This is a genomic window from Pseudomonas sp. Q1-7 (assembly GCF_028010285.1).
Lineage (GTDB): Bacteria > Pseudomonadota > Gammaproteobacteria > Pseudomonadales > Pseudomonadaceae > Metapseudomonas.
The window spans coordinates 2,905,451-2,929,274 of the sequence record NZ_CP116304.1; the positions used below are offsets into that span (position 1 = coordinate 2,905,451).

General features: G+C 63.9%; 21 protein-coding genes. 18 read left to right on the forward strand and 3 right to left on the reverse strand.

All coding sequences use genetic code 11. The features are described from left to right. Nucleotides 1-7 precede the first annotated feature (7 nt). Nucleotides 8-1,204 (reverse strand): ABC transporter substrate-binding protein, encoded by a 1,197-nt coding sequence (locus tag PJW05_RS13325; protein WP_271407497.1) that lies wholly within the window; start codon nt 1,202-1,204, stop codon nt 8-10. 151 nt (nt 1,205-1,355) lie between these two features. On the opposite strand from PJW05_RS13325, the gene PJW05_RS13330 reads away from it, so the two are divergent. The 17 genes from PJW05_RS13330 (at nt 1,356) to PJW05_RS13410 (ending at nt 18,904) form a co-directional block, all read left to right on the forward strand. Continuing rightward, entirely contained in the window at nt 1,356-1,490 is a 135-nt protein-coding gene (locus PJW05_RS13330) for a hypothetical protein (RefSeq protein WP_271407498.1), read from the forward strand. A 154-nt stretch (nt 1,491-1,644) separates the two neighbouring features. Next, entirely contained in the window at nt 1,645-1,818 is a 174-nt protein-coding gene (locus PJW05_RS13335; RefSeq protein ID WP_271407499.1) for a hypothetical protein, read from the forward strand. 249 nt (nt 1,819-2,067) lie between these two features. Beyond that, nucleotides 2,068-2,505 carry a cytochrome c-550 PedF gene (gene pedF / locus PJW05_RS13340; protein WP_271407500.1) on the forward strand — a complete coding sequence of 146 codons (438 nt, stop codon included), beginning with the start codon at nt 2,068-2,070 and terminating at the stop codon, nt 2,503-2,505. Between the two features lie 5 nt (nt 2,506-2,510). Beyond that, nucleotides 2,511-3,389 (forward strand): substrate-binding periplasmic protein, encoded by an 879-nt coding sequence (locus PJW05_RS13345; protein WP_271407501.1) that lies wholly within the window; start codon nt 2,511-2,513, stop codon nt 3,387-3,389. 10 nt (nt 3,390-3,399) lie between these two features. Continuing rightward, on the forward strand, nt 3,400-4,146 hold the full coding sequence (locus PJW05_RS13350) for a quinoprotein dehydrogenase-associated SoxYZ-like carrier (RefSeq protein ID WP_271407502.1): 747 nt from the start codon (nt 3,400-3,402) through the stop codon (nt 4,144-4,146). A 10-nt stretch (nt 4,147-4,156) separates the two neighbouring features. Beyond that, nucleotides 4,157-5,092, forward strand: coding sequence for a quinoprotein relay system zinc metallohydrolase 1 (locus PJW05_RS13355; protein ID WP_271407503.1), 936 nt, complete (start codon nt 4,157-4,159; stop codon nt 5,090-5,092). A 264-nt stretch (nt 5,093-5,356) separates the two neighbouring features. Then, complete coding sequence (locus tag PJW05_RS13360; protein WP_271407504.1) at nt 5,357-7,141, forward strand: methanol/ethanol family PQQ-dependent dehydrogenase; 1,785 nt, start codon at nt 5,357-5,359, stop codon at nt 7,139-7,141. A 622-nt stretch (nt 7,142-7,763) separates the two neighbouring features. Further along, on the forward strand, nt 7,764-8,915 hold the full coding sequence (locus PJW05_RS13365; protein WP_442969256.1) for a methyl-accepting chemotaxis protein: 1,152 nt from the start codon (nt 7,764-7,766) through the stop codon (nt 8,913-8,915). 146 nt (nt 8,916-9,061) lie between these two features. Beyond that, on the forward strand, nt 9,062-10,582 hold the full coding sequence (gene exaC / locus PJW05_RS13370) for an acetaldehyde dehydrogenase ExaC (RefSeq protein WP_271407506.1): 1,521 nt from the start codon (nt 9,062-9,064) through the stop codon (nt 10,580-10,582). Between the two features lie 356 nt (nt 10,583-10,938). Continuing rightward, nucleotides 10,939-11,010: a pyrroloquinoline quinone precursor peptide PqqA gene (gene pqqA, locus PJW05_RS13375; protein ID WP_072432761.1), complete on the forward strand. Its 72-nt coding sequence runs from the start codon at nt 10,939-10,941 to the stop codon at nt 11,008-11,010. A gap of 45 nt (nt 11,011-11,055) precedes the next feature. After that, nucleotides 11,056-11,970: a pyrroloquinoline quinone biosynthesis protein PqqB gene (gene pqqB / locus PJW05_RS13380; RefSeq protein WP_271407507.1), complete on the forward strand. Its 915-nt coding sequence runs from the start codon at nt 11,056-11,058 to the stop codon at nt 11,968-11,970. An 11-nt stretch (nt 11,971-11,981) separates the two neighbouring features. Continuing rightward, the gene (gene pqqC / locus PJW05_RS13385; protein ID WP_271407508.1) at nt 11,982-12,734 is read left to right on the forward strand and encodes a pyrroloquinoline-quinone synthase PqqC; all 753 of its coding nucleotides are present in this window, start codon (nt 11,982-11,984) and stop codon (nt 12,732-12,734) included. Next, complete coding sequence (gene pqqD / locus PJW05_RS13390) at nt 12,731-13,012, forward strand: pyrroloquinoline quinone biosynthesis peptide chaperone PqqD (protein ID WP_271407509.1); 282 nt, start codon at nt 12,731-12,733, stop codon at nt 13,010-13,012. Before pqqC ends, pqqD begins: the two co-directional genes overlap by 4 nt. Next, the gene (pqqE, locus tag PJW05_RS13395) at nt 12,981-14,132 is read left to right on the forward strand and encodes a pyrroloquinoline quinone biosynthesis protein PqqE (RefSeq protein WP_271407510.1); all 1,152 of its coding nucleotides are present in this window, start codon (nt 12,981-12,983) and stop codon (nt 14,130-14,132) included. The genes pqqD and pqqE overlap by 32 nt, the downstream gene beginning before the upstream one ends. Further along, the gene (locus tag PJW05_RS13400; RefSeq protein ID WP_271407511.1) at nt 14,098-15,951 is read left to right on the forward strand and encodes a S9 family peptidase; all 1,854 of its coding nucleotides are present in this window, start codon (nt 14,098-14,100) and stop codon (nt 15,949-15,951) included. The genes pqqE and PJW05_RS13400 overlap by 35 nt, the downstream gene beginning before the upstream one ends. 111 nt (nt 15,952-16,062) lie before the next feature. Continuing rightward, nucleotides 16,063-17,226: an alcohol dehydrogenase-like regulatory protein ErcA gene (gene ercA, locus PJW05_RS13405; RefSeq protein WP_271407512.1), complete on the forward strand. Its 1,164-nt coding sequence runs from the start codon at nt 16,063-16,065 to the stop codon at nt 17,224-17,226. Next, on the forward strand, nt 17,210-18,904 hold the full coding sequence (locus PJW05_RS13410) for a PAS domain-containing hybrid sensor histidine kinase/response regulator (RefSeq protein ID WP_271407513.1): 1,695 nt from the start codon (nt 17,210-17,212) through the stop codon (nt 18,902-18,904). Before ercA ends, PJW05_RS13410 begins: the two co-directional genes overlap by 17 nt. Nucleotides 18,905-19,309: 405 nt before the next feature. Here PJW05_RS13410 and PJW05_RS13415 read toward each other — a convergent pair whose 3' ends face one another. Further along, nucleotides 19,310-20,029 carry an SDR family oxidoreductase gene (locus PJW05_RS13415; RefSeq protein ID WP_271407514.1) on the reverse strand — a complete coding sequence of 240 codons (720 nt, stop codon included), beginning with the start codon at nt 20,027-20,029 and terminating at the stop codon, nt 19,310-19,312. A gap of 326 nt (nt 20,030-20,355) precedes the next feature. Next, on the reverse strand, nt 20,356-21,270 hold the full coding sequence (locus tag PJW05_RS13420; protein WP_271407515.1) for a LysR substrate-binding domain-containing protein: 915 nt from the start codon (nt 21,268-21,270) through the stop codon (nt 20,356-20,358). A gap of 317 nt (nt 21,271-21,587) precedes the next feature. On the opposite strand from PJW05_RS13420, the gene PJW05_RS13425 reads away from it, so the two are divergent. Further along, nucleotides 21,588-23,606, forward strand: coding sequence for a hypothetical protein (locus PJW05_RS13425; RefSeq protein WP_271407516.1), 2,019 nt, complete (start codon nt 21,588-21,590; stop codon nt 23,604-23,606). Nucleotides 23,607-23,824: the final 218 nt, after the last annotated feature.

Sequence of the window (23,824 nt, forward strand, 5' to 3'; positions counted from 1 at the left end):
GTTCTTGTCAGTCGGCCGCCGCGAACTGGCGGCAGGTGCTTTCCGGACGATCGAAGCCGAGGCTGTCGAGTTCGCTCACCGGGTGGAGGAATCCGTCCTGGGGCGAGGTGCTGACCAGCGCGCGCGGATGTACCACGGGAATGGGCTGGCGCAACTGGCCGTCCCAGTCGCGGTAACTGAGCTTGCGGCCCTTGAATCCGTCCAGGGGCAGGTCGGCGGAAAGCGCCAGCCGGCGAATGGCGTGCGGGTCAGTGCTTTTCTGGCGGGTCACGGCGCTGGCGATACTGCGCACGGCGATCCAGGCGGCAAAGTCGCGGTCGTTCATCCAGCGTCCGGCCAAGGCTTCGAAGCGCTTCTGCAACTGCGCCGCGCCATAGGTTTCCACCGCCTTGTGCCAGCCGGTGGGGGTCAGGCCCTGGGTGCCGGCCACCGGGCGCGGGTACCAGGTGTTGTAGGGCAGGTACTCGCCGAAGTCACCGCGCTCGTCGGCCACCAGCACCACGTCGTAGTCGCTGGCCTGGGTGAACAGCGGCATGTCCGCCTGGGCGCTGCGGCGCTGGTCGTTGTCGAAACTCCAGGGTTTCTCCGCGACGATCTTGGCGCCGAAGCGCCCGGCAGCGCGGCGCAGGGCGGCGGCGTAGGCCTGGTCGTCGGGCGTCTGTCCGCTGACCAGCAACCAGCGCTGCCAGCGGCGGGTGGCGAGGAACTGCGCCAGGGCATCAGCCAGCATGGTGCGGTTGGGCAGGCTGTGCAGCAGGTTGGCCCGGCATTGCGAGCCACGCAGTTCATCGCTGGGGCTGCCGGCGTTGAACAGCAGGCTGTCGGGGAGGCTGTCGGCCAGTTGCAGTACCTGCTCCGCCGGCGCGTTCACCACGAACAGACGCAGGCCCTGGTCGTGCATGTCGCGGGCCTTGGCCAACAAGTCCTCGGGGGTGGCGGCGCGGACTGCATCCAGCCGATAGCGCTGCCGGAGGAAGCGGCCCGTGCTGTTGCTGTCGGCGACGGCCAGTTCGGCGCCGCGCAGGCCGGCATCCTGCGGCTCGGGGATGACGTTGGAAAGCAGCGGACCGCGCTTCGGCTCCCAGGCCAGGTAGCCGATACCGACCTCGAGGCCGTCGCCTTCGGCACGGACCTGGGTGGCGAGCAGAGCGGCGCTGGTCAGGGCGAGCAGGCAGGCCAGACCATGGATCAGGTAGTGGCGCATCAGATGGCTCCTTCGAACATGGAGCCAGCATAGGAAGGGGTGGGGGGGCGGGAAATATGCAGAAGGTACCGGTCGAGCGGTACCAAGGTAGTAGAAAGCCGTCGGCGATTCGGCCCTAGCATGGCCGCACAAGAACTGGAAGGAGGCCGCCATGCGCACCCTCAAGCACCTGTTGCTGCCCTTGCTGCTGATCCTCACTCTGCTCGGCTTCGACCGCGTCACGTCCGCCGATGGCCACTACCGGGGTGGGGCGCCGGTGCTGCCGGTCATCTGGCTGGATGAGTGAAAGTTGTCTGTCCGCCTGCCGGCCGCCGGGAGGTCGGCGGGTAATCCGTGGCCAGGGGATGAGCGTTCGCACCTGCAGGAAAGTACTGGTCGTTCGGCACCAACGTAGTACAGCCAAGTCGAGCACCCGGTCCTAGGATCGCAGGTGAATGCACGTGAAAGAGGATCCCGCCATGGTCGTCATCAAGCATCTGTTGTTCCCCCTTCTGGTGATCTACTGCCTGCTGGAGTTCGAAGCGGTCAGGGCCGCCGACGACCTGGAGCAGTGCAGGCCCTCTTGCTCGGGCCGCAGCCTTGCCGCGCCCGTGTCGCTGTCCACGGCGAGTTGACTCGTCCCGCCTCCTCGGCACAGTGGCTGCCGGCTCGGCGGAGGATGGCTTTGGCCTTTCGCCGATGAGTCGGCCCCTGTGCGTTGGCTGTCGCAGAAGTCTTGTTCCCCTCCACCGGCACTACTACCAAGGGATGAGGCGCCGGCCACCAAAGCAGCATGGGGAGAGTTCCCACGGCTTTTTACCATCTCATCACAGCGCCCCGACCGGGGCGTCGCCTTGCACAGCAGCAGAATGAGGATGTACGTGATGAACAAGAACAGCGCACTGCGCGGCCTCGCATTCCTGGCCGGCCTGACCCTCAGCGGAATCGTCATGGCCCACGGCGACGTGGTCCCCCAGGCCGTCAACACCGAAGGTCTGGAGCCGCTGGGCGAGGAGTGGCGCGACGAAAATCCCTACCGCAAGCCCTATGCCAACAACGCGCTGGCGGTGGAAATCGGCGCCTCCGCCTACAACCAGAACTGTGCCCGCTGTCACGGCCTGGAAGCCAAGTCCGGCGGTATCGCGCCGGACCTCCGCTACCTGGAGGCCGACGCGAGTGGGGATGAGTGGTTCAAGGAGCGGGTAATCAACGGCGCGGTACGCGACGGGGCGGTATATATGCCGAAGATGGCCGACTTTCTCAGCCAGGAAGCCCTCTGGGCCATCCGCACCTACCTCGATAGTGTTGCCGTTACCGAGTGAACGCCATGCGCCTGCTCGCCTTGCTGGCCTGTCTCGTGTGCCTGCCCCTCGCGCAGGCACAGGTGCGGCCCTATGACGACATCCTCGAGTCGGGGGTGCTCAAGGTGGCCGTGTACGAGAACTTCGCGCCCTACAGTTTCCTGGAGGAGGGTCGCGGCCGTGGCGTGGACGTCGATCTGGCGCGGGCCCTGGCCGAAAGCCTGGGCCTGAAGCTGGAGCTGCTCTGGGTCGTCCCCGGGGAGAAGCTCGACGACGACCTGCGCAACTTCGTCTGGAAGGGGCATTACCTGCGGCCCGGCGTGCTCGCCGACGTGATGCTGCGGGTGCCCTACGACCGTGACTTTTCGCAGAAGCGCAACGACCTGGGTGAGCTGGCCAATGAACAGGTGGTGATTTTCTCCCCCTACCAGCGCGAGCGTTGGCAGGTGGCCTACGACAGTCGCCGCCTGGCCGAGGTGCCGAGCATAGGCGTCTTCCAGTTCCATCCCATTGGTGTCGAACTGGAGAGCGTGCCGTCCTTTTATCTCACCTCGGTCTTTGGCGGGCGATTGGCGCGCAACACCCGTCATTATCCGGGGCCGGCGGCGGCCTTCGAGGGCATGCGCATGGGCGAGGTGGACGCGGTGATGGCCCTGCGTGGAGAACTGGACTGGCTGGAGCGCCAGGCCCGCGATCCGCAGATCAGAAACGCCGACGGCACCTATCCCAACCTTGGCAGACCCGACTGGGATATCGGCATGGCGGTGCATGAAAGCAACCGCCAGTTGGCCAATGCCCTGGAGGAAACCATCGAAGGCATGGTTCGCGACGGGCGCATGGAAGAACTCTATGCGGGCTATGGCCTGCATTACGAGCTGCCGGGCCTCTACCAGGACGTCAGATAGGAGGCGCGGGATGGACAGGCGCTCGTTGTTGCTTTTGGGAATGCTGGGCTGCGTTGCGCCGCTGCGAGCGGCACAGGATCCCGTCGAGTCGGTGATGTGGGACTACTTCCACCAGCGCCTGCTCGGCGGCCAGCCCTTTGTCCATGATCCCGGTGTAGTCCTGGAAGCACCGCCGTTCGCCGAGGATGCGCGCCAGGTGCCGATTCAGGTGGACGCCCGCGCCCTGGCTGGATCGGTGGTGAAAATCATGGCCTGGGCGGAGCTCAATCCCATTCCGCGGATATTCATTTTCCAGCCCGGCGAGCGGGTGGCGCCGCTGCTCGCAATCCGTATCCGCGTCGAGCAGGCCACGCCTCTCCGCGCCGCCGTTCTGACCCGCGACGGGCTCTGGCACGTAGGCTCCACCCGCATCGACGCCGCCGGGGGCGGTTGCACCGCACCAAGCCTGGTGCGCGCCCAGGCAGGTTGGGAGGACCGGCTCGGGCAGGTGCGGGGTGGACGTTTTGCCAAGGGGGAGAGCAATCGACTGCGCCTGCGCATCGACCATCCGATGGATAACGGACTCACCGGTGGCATCCCGGAGTTCTTCCTCGATCAGGCCGAGCTGCGGGATGCGCAAGGCACGGTCCTGGCGACGCTGGAGCTGTTCCCCGCCGTCAGCGAAAACCCAACCATCAGCCTGGAGATGCGGGGCAGGGAAGAGGCGCAATTGTGGCTGCGGGACAACCACGGCAACGAGTTCGAGGCCAGTCTCTGAAGGAGTGCCCATGCACCTGATCGTGTTGCTGATGGCCTGCCTGGCGCTGACCGTCCAGGCCGGCCAGGACTATTCGCTCGCGCCTCGGCGGATCGCCGAAGGGACCTGGTTGCTGGAAGGCACCGTTGACAACTTCGACGAGGCCAACGGCGGGAACATCGTCAACACTGCCTTCATCGTCACCACGGCCGGGGTTGTGGTGATCGACAGCGGCCCGTCAAGGGCCTATGGCGAAGCCATGCGCCGGGCCATTGCCGGCGTCACCGAACGGCCGGTGGCACTGGTGCTGCTCACCCACCATCACCCGGATCATGTGCTGGGCAACCAGGCCTTCGCCGATGTTCCCATCGCCGCCCTGAGCGGTACCCGCAGGCTGCTGCGAGAACAGGGCGAAGCGATGGCGGAGAATATGTACCGCCTGGTGGGCGACTGGATGCGTGGTACCGAGCTGGTGCTACCGACCGAAACCCTGGAGCCCGGCGTGCGCGAGATTGGCGGGCACCGCCTGCGGCTGCTCGGTCTGCAGGGGCACACGGGCGCGGATCTGGCGGTGCTGGACGAAAACACCGGCGTGCTCTTCGCTGGTGATCTGGTGTTCTACCAGCGCGCCCTAACCACACCCAACAGCCCAGGTCTGGACGCCTGGCTGGACGACCTGGAGCGCCTGGATAAATTGCCCTGGAAACTGCTGGTGCCCGGCCATGGCCCGACCAGCGCAGGCCCTGCGCCATTCGCCCAGATGCGCGATTACCTTGGTTGGCTGGATGCCTTGCTGAAGAAGGCGGCAGCCAATGGCGATGAGATGAACGAGGTGATTCGCGCGCCGATTCCGGAGCGCTTCGCCTCGGTGAGCCTTAGCCGCTACGAGTTGATCCGCACGGTCAGCCACCTCTACCCGAAGTACGAGATGGCGCGCCTGTCAAAGATCGACGGCGCGGCGAAGTGACGTCGCCACAAGCACGCATGGGTGTCCTGTCCCTTCGGCGCCCCCGTTGCCAGCCCTATCGCCGCCACGGCAAGTCTCGCCTGCCAGCGCCGCAGCCAATCGGTGCGCTCGGAGCTGCTTCGAGAACGAGCCGATATTGCTACCAACGGAGGAGATAATTCCGCACTGCGTCCAATTGTGGGTCTTCCATGGCGAACCAAGAATTTGCTGCAGACCGGGAAATCTTCCCGGTTCACAACAACAAGCCCGCAGAGGTAGCCGCTAATGAAGCTCGCCACACCCCACCAGCCTTTCGCCCGGACGCTGCTGTCCGTCGCCCTGATGCTGTCCAGCAGCCTGGCCCTGGCCGGTGTCACTGACCAGGACATCCTCGACGACTCCAAGTCCACCGACCAGATAGTGACCAACGGTCTGGGTCTGCAGGGGCAGCGCTACAGCAGCCTGGACGCCCTGAACGCCGATAACGTGCAGCAACTGCGCCCGGTCTGGGCGCTGTCCTTCGGTGGCGAAAAGCAGCGCGGACAGCAAGCCCAGCCCCTGGTGAAGGATGGTGTGATCTATGTCACTGGCTCCTACTCGCGGGTGTTTGCCGTGGATGCGCGCACGGGCAAGAAGCTGTGGCAGTACGATGCGCGCCTGCCCGACGGCATCATGCCTTGCTGCGACGTGATCAACCGCGGGGTGGCGCTCTACGGTGACCTGGTCATCTTCGGCACCCTGGATGCCAAGCTGGTGGCGCTGAACAAGGACACCGGCAAGGTGGTCTGGCGCAAGACCGTGGCCGACTACAAGGCCGGCTATTCCATTTCCGCCGCACCGCTGGTGGTCAAGGGCAAGCTGATCACCGGGGTCGCTGGCGGCGAGTTCGGCGTAGTGGGCAAGATCGAAGCCTACGACCCTAACAACGGTGAGTTGCTCTGGACTCGTCCGACCGTGGAAGGTCACATGGGCTACGTCTACAAGGATGGCAAGAAAGTCGAGAACGGCATCTCCGGTGGCGACGCCGGCAAGACCTGGCCCGGCGATCTGTGGAAGACCGGCGGTGCCGCGCCGTGGCTCGGCGGTTACTACGACCCTGAAACCGACTCGCTGCTGTTCGGCACCGGTAACCCCTCGCCGTGGAACTCCCATCTGCGCCCCGGCGACAACCTGTACTCCTCTTCACGCCTGGCGCTCGACCCGGACGATGGTTCGATCAAATGGCACTTCCAGACCACTCCGCATGATGGCTGGGACTTCGACGGCGTCAACGAGCTGGTGTCCTTCGACTACCAGGACGGCGGCAAGACAGTGAAGGCGGCGGCCACCGCCGACCGCAATGGCTTCTTCTATGTGCTGGACCGCACCAACGGCAAGTTCATCCGCGGCTTCCCCTTCGTGGATGAACTGACCTGGGCCAAGGGGCTGGATAAGAACGGCCGGCCCATCTACGACGATGCCAAGCGACCTGGCGCGCCCGCCGCCAATGGCAAGCACGGCAGCGCCGTGTTCGTCGCGCCCTCCTTCCTTGGCGGCAAAAACTGGATGCCCATGGCCTACAGCCAGGACACCGGTCTGTTCTATGTGCCCTCCAACGAGTGGGGCATGGACATGTGGAACGAGAACGTCGCCTACAAGAAGGGTGCGGCCTACCTGGGCGCCGGCTTCACCATCAAGCCGCTGAACGAGGACTACATCGGCGTCCTGCGCGCCATCGATCCGAAGTCCGGCAAGGAGGTCTGGCGCTACAAGAACTACGCGCCGCTCTGGGGCGGCGTGCTGGCCACCAAAGGCAATCTGGTGTTCACCGGCAACCCCGAGGGCTACCTGATGGCGTTCGACGCCAGATCCGGAAAGAAACTCTATGAGTTCAACACCGGCTCCGGCGTCATCGGCTCTCCCATCACGTGGGAAATGGACGGCGAACAGTACGTGTCGGTGCTGTCCGGCTGGGGTGGCGCCGTGCCGCTCTGGGGCGGTGAGGTGGCCAAGCGCATCAAGGACCTGAACCAGGGCGGCATGCTCTGGACCTTCAAGCTGCCAAAGGCCGAGGTGATGGCCAAGCGCTGATCGGGCGTTCCTGCGGGCCAACCGGGGTGGATCAGGCTGCCCTGGTCCACTCCGGTTGGCTGAGCAGGTGGAGTTGGAGGCGAAATCCACGCAGCACGATTCATGTGATCTCCAAGGCCAGGAAACAGGGCTGTTCCCGCCCATACGACAATAACAAGGCGCCCTGATGCCAGGCGCCAAGGGGCATGAAATGCGCAACTGCCTGTTCCAAAGCCTGCTGATCCTTCTTCTTGCCGGCGCCGTGGCCGTGAGCGGACTGCCCCCCTGGTCGGGTATCGCCCTGTGCCTAGTGGTGCCCTGGCTGTTCTGGCGCAAGGCCCCATCGACCATGCCTCCGGTCGTGGGGGAGGGCGCTGATGTGGTGCGGCTCACCCGCGATCTTTCTCGTAGCACCACCTACAACGCTCTCTCCGCCGCCGGGGTGGCTTTCGCAGTGGGCTGCCTTGCCGAACGCTTGAAGTCGCAAGTGCGGGCCGCCGAGCGCATCGTCGGCAGCGCTGAGGCGATAATCGCCACCGAGGCCTCGACCTCGGCACTCAGCCAGCAGGCTTTTGCCGCGGCGCGGGATGTGCGCGGTTGCAGTGAGGAAGGCAATGACGCTCTGCGTCGGGCCGTCGAGTTGATGCATCGGCTGAGCGCCAGCGCTTGCGCCAGCCGCGAGCTGATCGCCGCTCTCAGCCAGCGCGGTGAGGACATCCAGCAGGTGGCTCAGGTGATCCAGTCCATCGCCAGTCAGACCAACCTGCTGGCCCTGAATGCGGCCATCGAAGCCGCACGTGCTGGAGCGCACGGACGGGGCTTCGCCGTAGTCGCCGATGAAGTGCGCGGTCTGGCCGGGCGCACCGCCCGTGCAACGGACGAAGTGGGACAGATGGTGGCCGACATCCAGCGTCAGACCGCCGAGGTGGTCGAGCAGATCAGTCAGCTCTCCGCCGACCTCGAAGCTGGCGTCGGCCAGGTCGAGTTGACTGGCCACCGGCTGGAGAAAATCACCGGGTTGGCAGCAGCGGTGGAAGACCAGGTGGATGAAATCGCCCGGGGCACGCAGACCAACCGGGACCAGTTGGCCCGCCTGTTCGAGGCGGTGGAGCAGGTGCGTAGCGATCTGCGCGTCAGTGATGAACAGACCCGGCGTCTGGCCGTGGCCGCCGGTGCGCTGGAAGTGCAGGCCGAGACCCTCAGCGAGCGCCTCGCCGAAGTCCGTCTGGACGACTATCACCAGCGAGTCTACGACCTCGCCCGGCGCGGCGCGGCGGACATCGCCGAACGCTTCGAGCAGGACCTGCTCGACGGTCGCGTGAAGCTCGATGATCTGTTCGATCGCCGCTTCCAGCTGGTGCCTGGAACCAACCCGCAGAAATACAGTTCGCGCTTCGACCGTTATACCGACCAGGTTCTGCCGGCTATCCAGGAAGAGCTGCTGAAGAGTCACGAAGGCCTGGTGTTTGCCATCGCCTGTACGCCGGAGGGATATGTGCCCACCCATAACCTGGCGTTCAGTGAAGCACCCAGCGGCGATCCGGAGCGGGACATGACCCGCAGTCGAAGTAAGCGTCTGTTCAACGACCGCACGGGCATCCGCTGCGGCAGCCACCAGCAACCGTTGCTGTTGCAGACCTACACCCGAGATACGGGCGAGCTGATGCACGATCTGTCGGTGCCGATCTTCGTCCGGGGTCGCCACTGGGGAGGACTGCGCCTGGGTTACCGGCCGGAACAGGCTGGCGCGTCAGAATCCCGACCCGGGCGCCGCGAAGCGTTGGTCACGGCCTGAACGCGCAGACCGGCGCGCGCGACCAACTACTACCAAATGAGGAGGGGGGCTGTGCCATTGGCGCATACCGGTCCCTGGCGGCGGCTGACTAAGATCGGTCCATAACCTGCCCGGTCGGGCAGGCACAGACCAGAGAGAGCAACGCCATGATCTATGCACAACCAGGCACTCCGGGCGCCGTCGTCAGCTTCAAGCCACGTTATGGCAATTACATCGGGGGCCAGTTCGTCCCGCCGGTAGATGGCGAATACTTCACCAATACCTCGCCCGTGAATGGCGAAGTGATCGCCGAGTTTCCCCGGTCAGGCGCCGCGGACGTCGACAAGGCCCTGGACGCCGCCCATGCCGCGGCCGATGCCTGGGGTCGCACTTCGGTCCAGGACCGCTCGAACATCCTGCTGAAAATCGCCGACCGCATCGAGCAGAACCTCGAAGTGCTGGCCGTCAGCGAAACGTGGGACAACGGCAAGCCGGTGCGCGAAACCGTCAATGCCGACGTGCCGTTGGCCGCCGACCATTTTCGCTACTTCGCCGGCTGCATCCGTGCCCAGGAAGGCGGCGCCGCCGAGATCAATGAGAACACTGCCGCCTATCACTTCCACGAACCCCTGGGCGTGGTCGGGCAGATCATCCCGTGGAACTTCCCGCTGCTGATGGCCGCCTGGAAACTCGCCCCGGCGCTGGCCGCCGGCAATTGCGTGGTGCTCAAGCCAGCCGAGCAGACGCCGCTTTCGATCATGGTATTGGTGGAGATCATCGGTGACCTGCTGCCGCCCGGCGTGCTGAACATTGTCCAGGGCTTCGGCAGGGAAGCGGGCCAGGCGCTCGCCACCAGCAAGCGCATCGCCAAGATCGCCTTCACCGGTTCCACCCCGGTGGGCGCGCACATCATGCATTGCGCGGCGGAGAACATCATTCCCTCTACCGTGGAGCTCGGCGGCAAGAGTCCCAACATTTTCTTCGAAGACATCATGCAGGCCGAGCCGGCCTTCATCGAAAAAGCCGCCGAAGGCCTGGTGCTGGCCTTCTTCAATCAGGGTGAGGTCTGCACCTGCCCATCGCGGGCGCTGGTACAGGAGTCGATCTTCGAACCCTTCATGGTCGAGGTGATGAAGAAGATCAAGGCGATCAAGCGCGGTGATCCGCTGGACACCGACACCATGGTCGGCGCCCAGGCCTCGCAGCAGCAATACGAGAAGATCCTCAGCTACCTCGACATCGCCCAGCAGGAAGGTGCCGAACTGCTCGCCGGCGGCGGCTCCGAGCGCCTGGGTGGCGACCTTGCCAGCGGTTACTACATCCAGCCGACCCTGCTCAAGGGCCACAACAAGATGCGTGTATTCCAGGAGGAAATCTTCGGCCCGGTGGTGGGCGTCACCACCTTCAAGGACGAAGCCGAGGCCCTGGCGATCGCCAACGACACCGAGTTCGGCCTCGGCGCCGGCCTCTGGACCCGTGACATCAACCGCGCCTACCGCATGGGTCGCGGCATCAAGGCGGGCCGCGTGTGGACCAACTGCTATCACCTGTACCCGGCCCACGCCGCCTTCGGTGGCTACAAGAAATCCGGCGTCGGCCGCGAAACCCACAAGATGATGCTCGACCACTACCAGCAGACCAAGAACCTGCTGGTGAGCTACGACATCAATCCGCTGGGCTTCTTCTGATCCGTTGTCGACGCCCGTGGCGTGCCGGACGGACGCCACGGGTGTTTTGTCGATGCACCCCTGCCAGCGGGAACTGCGCACCCGAATCCCATGCCCGGCAGGGCTTTATCGCGACGCGGCCTCGGCCGCGTTTTTCTTTCGGTGTACCGGCTCGTGTCTTGCAGGGGAAGGGTATTTGCCAAACAGGTCGAAAGCCGGTTAGCGGGCGTCCCGGATTGAGATCCCCGCGCAAGGGCCGCCCGTCCCCTACCAAATCACGAGCGAATCTCCTCCGAAAGTACCATTCGACCCCCTCCGTCCCGGTGTTTAACTGGACTTGCCGGAATCCTCCGGCGAGATAACAAGAGGATCGATCCATGTGGACTAAACCCGCCTTCACTGATTTGCGCATTGGTTTCGAAGTCACCCTTTACTTCGCCAACCGCTGATCCGCATCGCCCCGGCGCTGCCGGGGCCTCGCCCAGGGCCATCCCATGCATATCCAGATTCTCGGCTCGGCCGCCGGTGGCGGCTTCCCCCAGTGGAACTGCAACTGTCGCAACTGCCGAGGTGTACGTACCGGCAAGGTACGTGCGCAGCCGCGTACCCAATCATCCATCGCCATCAGCGCCAATGGGGTCGACTGGGTGCTGTGCAACGCTTCGCCGGATATCCGCGCACAGCTCGAAGCCTTCCCGCCCTTGCAACCAGCGCGTCGCCTGCGTGACACCGGTATCGCCGCGATCATCCTGATGGACAGCCAGATCGACCACGTGACCGGCCTGCTCAGCCTGCGCGAAGGCTGCCCGCACCAGGTCTGGTGCACCGAGAGGGTCCATCAGGACCTTAGCGATTCATTCCCGTTGTTCACCATGCTCCGGCACTGGCACGGCGGCCTGGCGTGGCAACCTATCGAGCTCGCCGGGGCAGCCTTTGAAATTCCCGCCTGCCCGAGCCTGCGGTTCACTGCCATCCCGCTGCGCAGCAGTGCGCCACCGTACTCACCGCACCGTGGTCATCCGCACCCCGGAGACAACATTGGCCTGTTTGTCGAGGACCAACAAAGTGGCGGCAGCTTGTTTTACGCCCCCGGCCTGGGCCAAGTGGACGAGGTGCTGCTCGACTGGATGCGTCGTGCCGACTGCCTGCTGGTGGATGGCACGCTCTGGCGTGACGACGAGATGCGCTACTGCGAGGTGGGCGACAAGCTGGGCAGCGAGATGGGCCACCTGGCACAGAGTGGCCCCGGCGGGATGATCGAGGTGCTCGACCGCGTCCCCGGCCCGCGCAAGGTACTCATCCACATCAACAACACCAACCCGATCCTCGACGTCGATTCCAGCGAGCGAGCCGAACTTGGCCGCCACGGCATCGAAGTGGCCTGGGACGGCATGTCCATCCAGTTGTAACGGAGCCCGGCATGAACGAACGCGCCATGACCCCGCAAGAGTTCGAGCAGGCCCTGCGCGCCAAGGGCGCTTGCTACCACATCCATCATCCCTACCATCGCGCCATGTACGAGGGCCGGGCGAGCCGCGAGCAGATTCAGGGCTGGGTGGCGAACCGGTTCTACTATCAGGTCAGTATTCCGTTGAAGGACGCCGCCATCCTCGCCAATTGTCCGGACCAGGACACCCGTCGCGAGTGGGTCCGGCGCATCCTCGACCACGACGGCGCGCCGGGCGAGGAGGGTGGTATCGAAGCCTGGCTGCGCCTGGCGGAAGCGGTCGGCCTGGACCGCGAGCAGGTATTGTCCCAGGAGTTGGTGCTGCCTGGCGTGCGCTTTGCGGTGGACGCTTATGTCAACTTCGCCCGGCGTGCCAGTTGGCAGGAGGCCGCCAGCAGTTCACTGACCGAGCTCTTCGCCCCGCAGATCCACCAATCGCGCCTGGACAACTGGCCGCAGCACTACCCGTGGATCGACTCGACCGGCTACGACTACTTCCGCAAGCGCCTGAAAGAGGCGCGACGCGATGTCGAGCACGGCCTGCGCATCACCCTTGAGCACTACCGCACCCTCGACGCCCAGCAACGCATGCTGGACATTCTGCAGTTCAAGCTGGATGTACTCTGGAGCATGCTCGACGCCATGAGTATGGCCTTCGAGCTGGACCGCGCGCCCTATCACACCGTGACCCGCGAGCGGGTCTGGCACCGGGGGATCGCCCTATGAGTGACTTCAATCGGCATCAAGTACCCAACCTGCGGCGAGGCTTTCGCCTGCAGTGGGAAGCGGCGCAGGGTTGTCATGTGCTGCTCTACCCCGAGGGCATGGTGCGACTGAACGAGAGCGCCGGAGAAATCCTGCGCCTGGTAGACGGCCAGCGTTCGGTGGCACAGATCATCCTCGACCTGCGTCGGCGATTCCCTGACGTACCCGGACTGGACGAAGACATCCTGGCGTTCATCGAGGTGGCCCATGCTCAATTCTGGTTGCAACTCGAAGCCTGACACTCCGCCAGGACCGCCATTCTGGCTACTGGCTGAGTTGACCTACCGCTGCCCCCTGCAGTGTCCCTACTGTTCCAACCCGCTGGATTTCGCCAATCAGGGCGAGGAGCTCACCACCGCCCAGTGGATCGACGTCTTCCGCCAGGCGCGCGAGCTGGGCGCCGCCCAATTGGGCTTTTCCGGCGGCGAACCGCTGGTGCGTCAGGACCTCGAAGTACTGATCCGTTCGGCCCGTGAACTGGGCTTCTATACGAACCTGATCACCTCCGGCATCGGCCTCACCGAGGCGCGCATGGCGGCATTCAAGGACGCGGGCCTGGATCATATCCAGATCAGCTTCCAGGCCGCCGATGAAGAGGTAAACAACCTACTGGCCGGCTCACGCAAGGCCTTCACGCAGAAACTGGCCATGGCCCGCGCAGTGAAAGCCCAGGGTTACCCGATGGTGCTGAACTTCGTCACCCACCGGCACAACATCGACCGCATCGAGAAAATCATCGAGCTGTGCCTGGAGCTGGAAGCGGACTACGTAGAACTCGCCACGTGCCAGTTCTACGGCTGGGCCGAACTGAACCGCGCCGGCCTGCTGCCAACCCGCGCGCAACTGGAACGTGCCGAGCAGATCACCAACCAATACCGCAAGCGGCTGGCCGACGAGAAGCACCCCTGCAAGTTGATCTTCGTCACCCCGGATTACTACGAGGAGCGCCCCAAAGCCTGCATGAACGGCTGGGGCAACCTGTTCCTCGATATCACACCTGATGGCACCGCGTTGCCGTGTCACAGCGCCCGCCAGCTTCCGGTGCAGTTCCCCAATGTGCGCGAGCATGGCCTGCGACATATCTGGTACGAGTCCTTTGGCTTCAATCGCTTCCGTGGCTATGACTGGATGCCCGAACCCTGTCGTTCCTGCGACGAAAAAGAGAAAGACTTCGGCGGCTGTCGCTGCCAGGCTTTCATGCTCACGGGAAACGCCAGCAACGCCGACCCCGTGTGCGCGAAGTCTCCCCATCACGGAAAAATACTGGCGGCGCGGCAAGAGGCGGAGCACACGTGCCGGAGCCTGGAACAACTGACCTACCGGAATGAGCGCGCCTCGAGGATCATCTGCCGTGCCTGAAATCCGTTCGTTCGGCTTCTGGAACAGTGCCTGGAGCGCGGAGCGGGCGGTCGTCGCCAGTCGTGACTTCGTTGAACTGCGTGTTGGCCAGAGGGGGCTGTTCTGGAGCCTGTTTGATCCAGCCGATGGCCGTACCACGCTCTGGCATTGGGAGGCGGGGGCAGCCCGCTGTCTGACGCCTGCCGGTTACTCCCTGCGCAGCCGGGTCTATGAGTACGGTGGCGGAGGTTTCTGCCTGGTGGCGCAGGGAGCCGTGTTCGTCAATGAGTCGGACCAGCAGCTGTACCTGCAGCCCCTCGATGGGGAGCCCCGCCCCCTGACCGGGAGCCCCCCGTGCCGCCATGGCGACCTGTGGTCCTGGGACCGGGCCGGCGCCATTCTGGCGGTGGAGGAGGAGGGCACGACCCACCGGGTGGTGGCGGTCGAACTGGGCAGTGGCTGTCGCCAGGTGTTGGTCGAGGGGGCCGACTTCTACGCCGCTCCACGCATCAGCCCGGACGGCAGGACCTTCGTCTGGATCGAATGGAGCCGCCCGCAGCAGCCCTGGACGGAGACGCGGCTCTGCCTGCGGCGACGCCACGACGAAGAATGGGGACCGACCGAAGTGGTGGCGGGCGAGGAGGGCGGAGAATCCCTGCAACAACCCTGTTTCGATGAAGAGGGCCGGCTGTATTGCCTGAGCGACCGCAATGGCTGGTGGCAGCCTTGGCGGTTGGATCCCGAAGGGTTCTGTCCTTTGCCGGCGGTCGCGGCCGAGCATGCGCCCGCGCCCTGGCAACTAGGCATATGCAGCTATCTGCCCTCGGCCGGTTTACGCACCTGGCTGGAAGAAGGGCAGGGCCGCCTAGCCGGTCCCGATGGTAGGCCGCTGGCTGTCGACTACCTCCGTTTTCGACAACTCGCGGCGGATGCATCGCACTTTTATTGCATAGCCGCGGGCCCCGGAAGTGCGAGCGCCGTGCTGGCGATCGGACGGGCCAGTGGTACCGTGCAGGTACTGGCCGGCGGCGGTGCCGATCTTTCGAGCGCAGATATTTCTCGATGCCGTCCGTTGCGTTTCGCCGTTGGGGAAGGGGAGTCGGCACAGGCGTTTTTCTATCCCCCCACGAACAGTCGTTACCGAGGACCGCCGGGGGCACGCCCCCCGCTGCTGATCTTCTGCCATGGCGGCCCGACGTCGGCTTGCCAGCCAGTCTTCGACGCGCGCATCCAGTTCTGGACCCAGCGTGGTTTCGCTGTGGCCGACCTGGATTATCGCGGCAGCAGTGGCTATGGGCGGGCCTACCGGCAACGCCTCGCGGGTGGCTGGGGCGACCTGGATGTGGTGGATGCCAAAGCGCTGTTGCCTTACCTCGACCGACTCGGCCTGGTCGATGCGACCAAGGCATTCATTCGCGGCGCCAGCGCTGGCGGGTTCACCACCTTGCTGGCATTGGCCGGAGACTCGCCTTTTTGTGGCGGTGCCAGCTATTACGGAGTGAGCGACCCATTGATGCTGCGGGAGAGCACTCACAAGTTCGAAGCCGACTACCTGGACTGGCTGATTGGCGATCCCGACCTGCACAGCCAGCGCTATCGGCAACGCACGCCCTTGCGTCGGGTGCGGGAAATCACCAAGCCGGTGATTTTTTTCCAAGGGGGGCGGGATTCGGTGGTGGTTCCAGAACAGACCGTCAGCATGGTCGAGGCCTTGCGCGCGGCGGGCCATCGGGTGGAATGCCATATTTATCCGGAGGAGGGGCATGGTTTCCGCCAGGCCGCGAACCTCGCCCATGCGCTGACGGCCGAATTGGCCTTCTATCGGACGTTGCTGACGTAGAGGCCAATCACGCGAGCGCTGATGCGGCTGGCCCAAGGTCTGATTGAAATGACCGACGAATCCAGTAGGCTGGATTCTACTCAGCCCATAACTACAAGAAAGAGTCGATTGATGCGTCACGATATCAGCCTGCTTCGCAAGTTCGTTTCTCCCGAGATCATTTTCGGCGCCGGCTGTCGGCACAATGTCGGCAATTACGCCAGCACCTTCGGTGCCCGCAAGGTGCTCGTGGTGTCCGATCCCGGTGTACAGGCCGCCGGCTGGGTCACCGATGTGGAGGCGAGCCTTCAGGCCCAGGGCATCGACTATTGCCTCTACACCCAGGTCTCGCCCAACCCCCGGGTTGAAGAGGTGATGCAGGGGGCAGAGGTCTACCGCAGCATGGGCTGCAACGTGATCGTCGCCGTAGGCGGCGGGAGCCCGATGGACTGCGCCAAGGGCATCGGGATCGTGGTCGCCCATGGTCGGAGCATTATCGAGTTCGAAGGCGTCGACACACTGAGCGTACCCAGCCCGCCCCTGATCCTGATCCCGACCACCGCCGGCACTTCGGCCGATGTTTCGCAGTTCGTGATCATTTCCAACCAGCAAGAGCGAATGAAGTTTTCGATCGTCAGCAAGGCGGTGGTGCCGGATGTGTCGCTGATCGATCCGGAAACCACGCTCAGCATGGATCCGTTTCTCTCCGCCTGTACCGGCATCGATGCCCTGGTGCACGCCATCGAGGCCTTCGTTTCCACCGGCCATGGCCCGCTGACCGACCCCCACGCGCTGGAGGCCATGCGGCTGATTAACGGCAACCTGGTGGCCATGATCGCCAATCCCCAGGACATTGCCCTGCGGGAGAAGATCATGCTCGGCAGCATGCAGGCTGGACTGGCCTTCTCCAACGCGATACTCGGCGCGGTGCACGCCATGTCCCATAGCCTGGGCGGTTTTCTCGACCTGCCTCATGGTCTGTGCAACGCGGTGCTGGTGGAGCATGTGGTGGCGTTTAATTACAGCGCCGCAGCGGAGCGCTTCAAGGTGATAGCCGAGACCTTCGGCATCGATTGCCGTGGCCTGACCCAGAACCAGATTCGCCAGCGCCTGGTGGAACACCTTGTGACGCTCAAGCACGCGGTGGGCTTTCACGAGACTCTGCGCCTGCACGGTGTCGGCACGTCGGACATTCCCTTCCTGTCCCGCCACGCCATGGACGATCCCTGCATCCTCACCAACCCGCGCGAGTCCAGCCAGCGGGATGTCGAGGTGGTGTATGCCGAGGCCCTCTGACGACCAACGCGAGGCACTGGCCGGACTGCTCGGTCTGGGTAGCCATTCGGCGCGCAAGAGCCACTATCCCGAACTGCTCGCACGCCTCGAGGAACTGGAGACCGAGCGCAATCGCTACAAATGGCTGTTCGAACACGCGGTGCATGGCATCTTCCAGGCCAGTTTGCAGGAGGGCTTGCGTGCCGCTAATCCGGCGCTGGCAAGGATGCTCGGCTACGACTCCCCGGCAGAGTGCTTGTTGAACCTGACTGACCTGGCCGGCAACCTGTTCGCCGGTGGCGCCGCCGAACTGATCGAAATTCGTCGCTGTCTGCAGCGGGAGGGTGGTCTGTTCGGCTACGAGACACGGCTGGTGCGCAAGGATGGCAGTCGTGTCGACGTGCTGATGAACCTGCTGCTCAAACCCGATGAAGATGGGCTCGTCGAGGGGTTCGTCGCCGATATCACCGAGCGCATCCTGGCCCAGCAGCGCCTGCAGACCCTCAACGACGAACTCGAGCAGCGAGTGCTGGCCCGCACCCGCGAACTACAGGCGCTGAATGCTCAATTGCGGGAGGCACGAGATGTGGCCGAGGCCGCCAACCTCAGCAAGGACAAGTATCTCGCGGCTGCCAGCCACGACCTGCTGCAGCCGCTCAACGCAGCGCGCCTACTGGTTTCGACTCTGCGCGAGCGTCGGCTGCCGGCAGCCGAGCAGCAGTTGGTGGAGCGCACTCACCAGGCGCTGGAAGGCGCCGAAGACTTGCTCACCGACCTGCTGGACATTTCCAAACTGGACCAGAGTGCGATCAAGCCGGACCTTGACGTCTACGCCCTGGACGACATCCTCAGCCCCCTGGCCTCTGAGTTCCAGAGCGTTGCCGAGGCTGCCGGGCTGGAGCTGCGAGTACGTATTCCTCATCTTTGCATCGCCACGGACTTCCGCCTATTGACGCGCATCTTGCGCAATTTCCTCAGCAATGCCTGCCGCTATACCGAACGCGGACGAATCCTGCTGGGCACGCGCCGCAGGGGCGACCGGCTGCGGCTGGAAGTCTGGGACAGCGGCCGTGGGATACCAGCAAGCCAATTGAAGTCAATCTTCCTCGAATTCAATCAGTTGGACGTGGGGCGTGCGGCGGAACGCAAAGGCGTTGGGCTGGGCCTGGCCATAGTGGACCGCATAGCCACGATGCTGAAGTACCGGGTTGAAGTGCACTCACAGCCAGGCCGCGGGTCGGTGTTCAGCATCGAAGTACCGCTGGCGGAAATCCCTCGGCCAGCAAGGACGAAACAGGAACCACGGCCAATGACTGGCGATCCGCTACCTGGTCAGCGTTTGCTGGTGGTGGATAACGAACCGGGCATTCTCGAAAGTATGGCGGCCTTGCTCGGTCAGTGGGGCTGTCAGGTACTGACCGCCACTGACCTCGATGGCGCATTGGAGGTGCTGCAAGACCAGGCACCGGCTCTGATCCTGGTGGATTATCACTTGGATCAAGGCGTGGTCGGCTGCGATGTGATCCAGGCCTTGCGAGAGCATTTCGCCAGTGAGCTTCCTGCAGTGATTATCACCGCCGATCGTAGCGACCAGTGCCGACGCAACCTGAGAAGCCCTGGGGTGCCATTGCTGAACAAGCCTGTGAAACCCGGCAAGCTGCGTGCGGTGATCAGCCAATTGATCGTCAAAGCGAGCTGAAGTCCAGTTCCTGTTCCTTGGGCGAGTGTCCTTACCAATTAGTACCCATAATCTATATTATGTTAAACAACGTATTATGTTGTCCCTGCTAATGAGCCGCTTAACGTGCAAGCAGATCGATTTCCAACTCGCCGCAGTACGCTTTCCTTTGCGGGCCATGCCTGGCATGGACGAATCTCCAGGGCTACCCATACACGATTCTCGGCCAGGCGCATCGCATCGTTCAGCATCCCCCCCGCTTTCACCAACGCGCTTTGACCCAGGAGCCGGGTCCGCCGAGCATGAGCGAACCAATATCGATCGATGCGGCATTTCGGGCGTCGATGCGCTCCTGAACAAAGGGCGTGATGGGCATATCAGAACCTCCAAGATGGAGTCCAGATCGTCGCCCTGGAAGCCGACGCGCTATTGGGCCAGGTAGCCGCCATCGATGACCAGTTCCGTCCCGGTGACATAGCTCGATTCATCGGATGCCAGGAACAGGCAGCCATAGGCGATTTCGATAGGCTGGCCGCCCCGCTTCATCGGCGTGGCTGCGATCACTTCCTCGTTGAGGTCGGGCGCCTGCGCGTCTGTCAGCGGTGTGTGGATGAAGCCTGGATGCACCGAGTTCACGCGGACTCCGTCGGCGACGTACGTCAATGCCGCATTCTTCGACATGTTGCGAACGGCGCCTTTGGCCGCGTGGTAGGAGTGCGCACCGGCGACCGCGGCGCTACCCCAGATGGATGAGATATTGATGATCGATCCCGACTTCTGCTTGCGCATGACGGGAATCACTTCGCGCATTCCGAGAAAGACGCCCGTCTGGTCGACGGCAATCATCTGCAGCCATGCGCTCATTTGCAGCTCGTGCAGGAGCTCGTAGGCAATGATGCCGGCGTTGTTGACCAGTACGTCGATACGGTCGTGTTTCCTGAGGGTATCGCTGACGACGCGCTTCCATTCGCTCTCGCTGGTGACATCGTGGTGCATGGATTCGATGCCTGCGGGGTATGGCGATGGCGGCTGTGCGATGTCCGTGGCCACCACGACCGCCCCTTCCCTGGCGAACAGCTCCGACACCGAAAACCCGATTCCACCGGCCGCGCCGGTGACCAGAACGACTTTGTCTTTCAGCCTCATGTCATTCACCTCTCGTCGATCGTTTGAGATTCTCCGATGGGGCCTCGTGCGGCGGCGAACTCCGGCTTCGCCGATTCCAACCAGGTGCGCCAGCGCAGTGTCGCTGGTCATGGGATCGGGAAGTCACGAGGGAACTGTCTGCCTTGGCGATTCGAGTCTATGGCTCGCGGTCGGGACGACGTGAGTAAATCGTCGTGAAGCATGGTAAAGCCCCCGCCGCAGACTCCCGGGTGGAGCCTGCGACGGTGTTGGGTCGTGCAACACGGTGGGCTGAGCGCGCCATGAAGGATGCGACGCGCCGGGGCTGCTCGCAGGTGGCGAACGGTTTACGCCGTTTGGCTGAGCACGACCTCGCGTGCGACTTCGCTGACAAGGTCACGCAGCCACTGGTGCGCAGGGTCATGGCGGTAACGAACGTGCCACGCCATTTCCACCGGAAACGTACCCAGGTCGACGGGCGCGGCCAGTACCTTCAGCCGTGGATCGCGGACCAGGTGCTGGCAGATCAGTCTGGGAAGCGTCGCGCAATAGTCCGTCGCGGCGATGAGCTCCGGAATAGCCAAAAAGTGAGTGACCGATACGGCAACCTCTCGCTGCAGCCCCTGGCGCTGGAGCGCCTGGAACAGGCCTGCCCGCAAACGTCCCGGAGGAAGCACGGTGACGTGCCGGAGTTGTTCGTACTGCTGCCTGGAGATGCGCTTGTTGACGCTCGGATGGTCGGCGCGAACCACGCAGGCCAGACCGTCATCCATCAGCGTCTGCACGACCAGGTTGTCGGGTGGATCAGTGAACCGCCCCAGCACCATCGCCGTCGTTCCGGAAATCACGCCGGTCTCTGCCAGGTCGGCACCATAGGGCACCAGCCGCAAGCGGATGCCCGGCGCCCGCTCGCGCAACCGCGCGACGATACGCGGAATCAGAACGAACTCCACGTAGCTGGTCGAGGCCAGCGTAAACAGGCGCTCCGCCTTGGCCGGGACGAATTCCTGCTGGCCAAGCACCAGTTCGTCCAGCTGTGCAACGGCTGCGGCAATCCCAGGCGCCAGCGCTTCGGCCTTCTCCGTCGGCTGCATCCCGTAGCGTTCGCGAATGAACAGCGGGTCCTGGAGCATGTCCCGAAGCCGCGCCAGGGCGTTGGACAGCGCGGGTTGGGTCATTCCCAGTCGCTCGGCCGCTCGGGTGACGTTGCGCTCCTCCATCAGCGTCAGGAAAACGGGTAGCAGGTTCAGGTCGTAGCGCATCCAGTCATATTGCTGACGAGATAACTGGAATTCAATGGATAAATTGGCTGAATCATTCAGTGGCGGGCATTCTCAGCGTCGTTGCCAAGCCGTCGGCCCTCTCCGGCTGTATGAACATTCGCAGCTATCGCTGCCGGAGCGCGCAGGGTCCGCCAGGCCTACTTCACCCAGGAGGGGCCAATACCGGCTATCCGGTCGAGACCGGGCGCCCTGGCAAGGCAAGTGGAGCCGGCTAAACTCTCCGAGCGCTGTAGTTTCAGCGCCTGCAAGGCATCACGTAAGTCACCCGCCTTCATCCGCAGATAGGGAGATCTACCATGCTCGATTCCAGCGATTTCGACCGTGCACAACGGTCGCCCCTGCCCCCCCACCTCTCCACCCTGCCGCCATCGACAGGCAGCATCCAGAGCACCGCAGTTGCCGTCGTCTGGCAGAACATTCTGCAGAGCGACGTGCTTGAGATGCTCTCGGGCATCGACGTCCCCCAGACCGGAGTCTTCATCGATTACCGCTACTGGGCGAACGGCGTCCTCCGCTGGGCGCTGAGCCAGCAGGACGACAATGGCAATCCGCTCTACGTGTTCGCCATCCCCTCGTGGGAAACCGGATTCGACGACAACGGCAATCCGGTCGTCGGCGCCTTCCTGTTCCCGGTGGGAACCCAGGTCACCGTTCTCCAGCCCACCGACGACGAGCTGAATGCAGCGCTGGCGAACGCCTACCACAACGATCCACCACTGAGCCTGACCGCGAACCAGACCGGCGATCCCGACGAGCGACGCTGGGCCGCCGCAGCCCACGCCTATGCGTTGTCGCAGAACGATGCCAACGGTAACCCCTACGTGGCCGGTATCCCGAGCTGGGAAATGGCGATAGAGGACGGCAAGACCTACCGTGGCGTCTTCGCCTTCAGCAACACGTCCGGCATCCAGGTACTCAAGGCCGGGCGTGCCGCCCTTATGGACCAGATCTCCGCGGGCATTCTCGAGCCAGCGTCCGATCCGAACCTGATGGACACCGACATGCGCACCCTGGCGGTGGCCGGCAACCGCTGGGCCATGCGCTACGGCAGTGCGTGCGGCGCAGCCACCTTCGGTTACTGCTCAGCCAACTACGAGGCCAATGACGAGTGGTACTTCATCTATACCCACGACATCGTCATCCGCTTCGCGGCGCAGCAGCCGACAACGGACCTGCTGCAATCCATCGCCGACCAGCCCGCCATCGCCTGGCCCGACTACAACAACGCCTATTCGGCGCTATGCTCCGTGCTCGGCAATATCATCAACGGGCCGAACTCCAATGACCCGCTCGATCCTCGCATGCTGGCCGCCTCGCCGAGCTGGTCGCCGAACACCGTGGCCGAAGAACTGGGCAGTTGGCTGGCCTTCGACGCCAACGGTAACTATACGCTCGCGCCCTCCGCGCCTCCCGCCCCAGCGGGCGTAGCCACCAACGACTGGTTACAGATCATCTACACCGTCTGGCAGGAAATGGGCGCGGTGGAGCAACTGCAATCACTCTACGCCTACACCAAGGGGACGTTGAACGCCGCCCAGACGGCGGCGGATTCTCTGATCAGCGGCGCCATATCCAACATGCAGGCCAAGACTGACGACACCGCGCTGGTCGACTTCGGTCAGTTGTTCGAGGACCTCGGCTATGGCCTGCTGGGGATGTTGCCCGGCGGCGCCGCACTGGACCTCGCCGTCACCGCCGTGACCGATGTCATCCGTGTGGTCACCAATTCCCTCGGCGGGACATCGACCTCGACCACCATCGGCCAGTACTGGGAGAACGTCGCGGGCTCCTTCGAGTCGAGTCTCACCGCCCTCGACAACTTCTACACGACCATCGTCAGCGATCATGGACGGCTGATTGCCTTTTACATCTATTCCGACAGCGGCAACCTACCGATCCCCGGCAGCAATGAGAGCAATGACTACCAGGCCTCGGTGGCCGGCACGATGGCCAACGGACTGATGCTGCAGGCCTACCAGACCCTGATGCCGCTGTTCTGGGGAGTCGGCTGGGCCGCCCCTGCTCAGTTCAGTGGCAATCAGGCGCAATACGGTGACTACTTCAAGCTCCTGATCACTGAAGCCCCCGATGGCACCTACGTGGAAGGTCCGTACTACGAATTCGCGCTCATCTGGAGCACGAGCGGCGCCATCAAGAGTTACCCGACACAACCCATGATGACGGACCTCACCGTCACGCTGAACGTCAACCTCATGGACATCCTCGCGCGCACCGATCCTTGGCTCGGCGTATCCGCCTGGTTTGGCTGGGACGGCGGCCAACCGGTCGCCCTTCAGGGGCCGTACACGCGCTGAGGGCTTTCCCCTCGCCCGGCGCGGTAATCACCGCGCCGTGGCCCAGGCCAGGAGCTAACTTGCCATGGGACCGGCGAGCGGAACTTAAAATCCTACCCATTCCTTTTCCGTGGCCACGATCGCGATTTCGCCTCCCAGGTCCAGAACTCTGACCCCCTACCCCATCGCTCGCAGCACCCTTGCCCAACTGCCCTCAACCAACGCGGTGAGGCTATCGA

Coding starts and splice junctions, on each gene's coding strand:
- pqqB (WP_271407507.1), top strand. CDS start 11,056: ATGCATATCCAGATTCTCGGCTCGGCCGCCGGTGGCGGCTTCCCCCAG.
- exaC (WP_271407506.1), top strand. CDS start 9,062: ATGATCTATGCACAACCAGGCACTCCGGGCGCCGTCGTCAGCTTCAAG.
- PJW05_RS13345 (WP_271407501.1), top strand. CDS start 2,511: ATGCGCCTGCTCGCCTTGCTGGCCTGTCTCGTGTGCCTGCCCCTCGCG.
- PJW05_RS13355 (WP_271407503.1), top strand. CDS start 4,157: ATGCACCTGATCGTGTTGCTGATGGCCTGCCTGGCGCTGACCGTCCAG.
- PJW05_RS13365 (WP_442969256.1), top strand. CDS start 7,764: ATGCATCGGCTGAGCGCCAGCGCTTGCGCCAGCCGCGAGCTGATCGCC.
- pedF (WP_271407500.1), top strand. CDS start 2,068: ATGAACAAGAACAGCGCACTGCGCGGCCTCGCATTCCTGGCCGGCCTG.
- ercA (WP_271407512.1), top strand. CDS start 16,063: ATGCGTCACGATATCAGCCTGCTTCGCAAGTTCGTTTCTCCCGAGATC.
- pqqC (WP_271407508.1), top strand. CDS start 11,982: ATGAACGAACGCGCCATGACCCCGCAAGAGTTCGAGCAGGCCCTGCGC.
- PJW05_RS13360 (WP_271407504.1), top strand. CDS start 5,357: ATGAAGCTCGCCACACCCCACCAGCCTTTCGCCCGGACGCTGCTGTCC.
- pqqD (WP_271407509.1), top strand. CDS start 12,731: ATGAGTGACTTCAATCGGCATCAAGTACCCAACCTGCGGCGAGGCTTT.
- pqqE (WP_271407510.1), top strand. CDS start 12,981: ATGCTCAATTCTGGTTGCAACTCGAAGCCTGACACTCCGCCAGGACCG.
- PJW05_RS13415 (WP_271407514.1), bottom strand. CDS start 20,029: ATGAGGCTGAAAGACAAAGTCGTTCTGGTCACCGGCGCGGCCGGTGGA.
- PJW05_RS13410 (WP_271407513.1), top strand. CDS start 17,210: ATGCCGAGGCCCTCTGACGACCAACGCGAGGCACTGGCCGGACTGCTC.
- PJW05_RS13425 (WP_271407516.1), top strand. CDS start 21,588: ATGCTCGATTCCAGCGATTTCGACCGTGCACAACGGTCGCCCCTGCCC.
- PJW05_RS13400 (WP_271407511.1), top strand. CDS start 14,098: ATGAGCGCGCCTCGAGGATCATCTGCCGTGCCTGAAATCCGTTCGTTC.
- PJW05_RS13330 (WP_271407498.1), top strand. CDS start 1,356: ATGCGCACCCTCAAGCACCTGTTGCTGCCCTTGCTGCTGATCCTCACT.
- PJW05_RS13350 (WP_271407502.1), top strand. CDS start 3,400: ATGGACAGGCGCTCGTTGTTGCTTTTGGGAATGCTGGGCTGCGTTGCG.
- PJW05_RS13420 (WP_271407515.1), bottom strand. CDS start 21,270: ATGCGCTACGACCTGAACCTGCTACCCGTTTTCCTGACGCTGATGGAG.
- PJW05_RS13325 (WP_271407497.1), bottom strand. CDS start 1,204: ATGCGCCACTACCTGATCCATGGTCTGGCCTGCCTGCTCGCCCTGACC.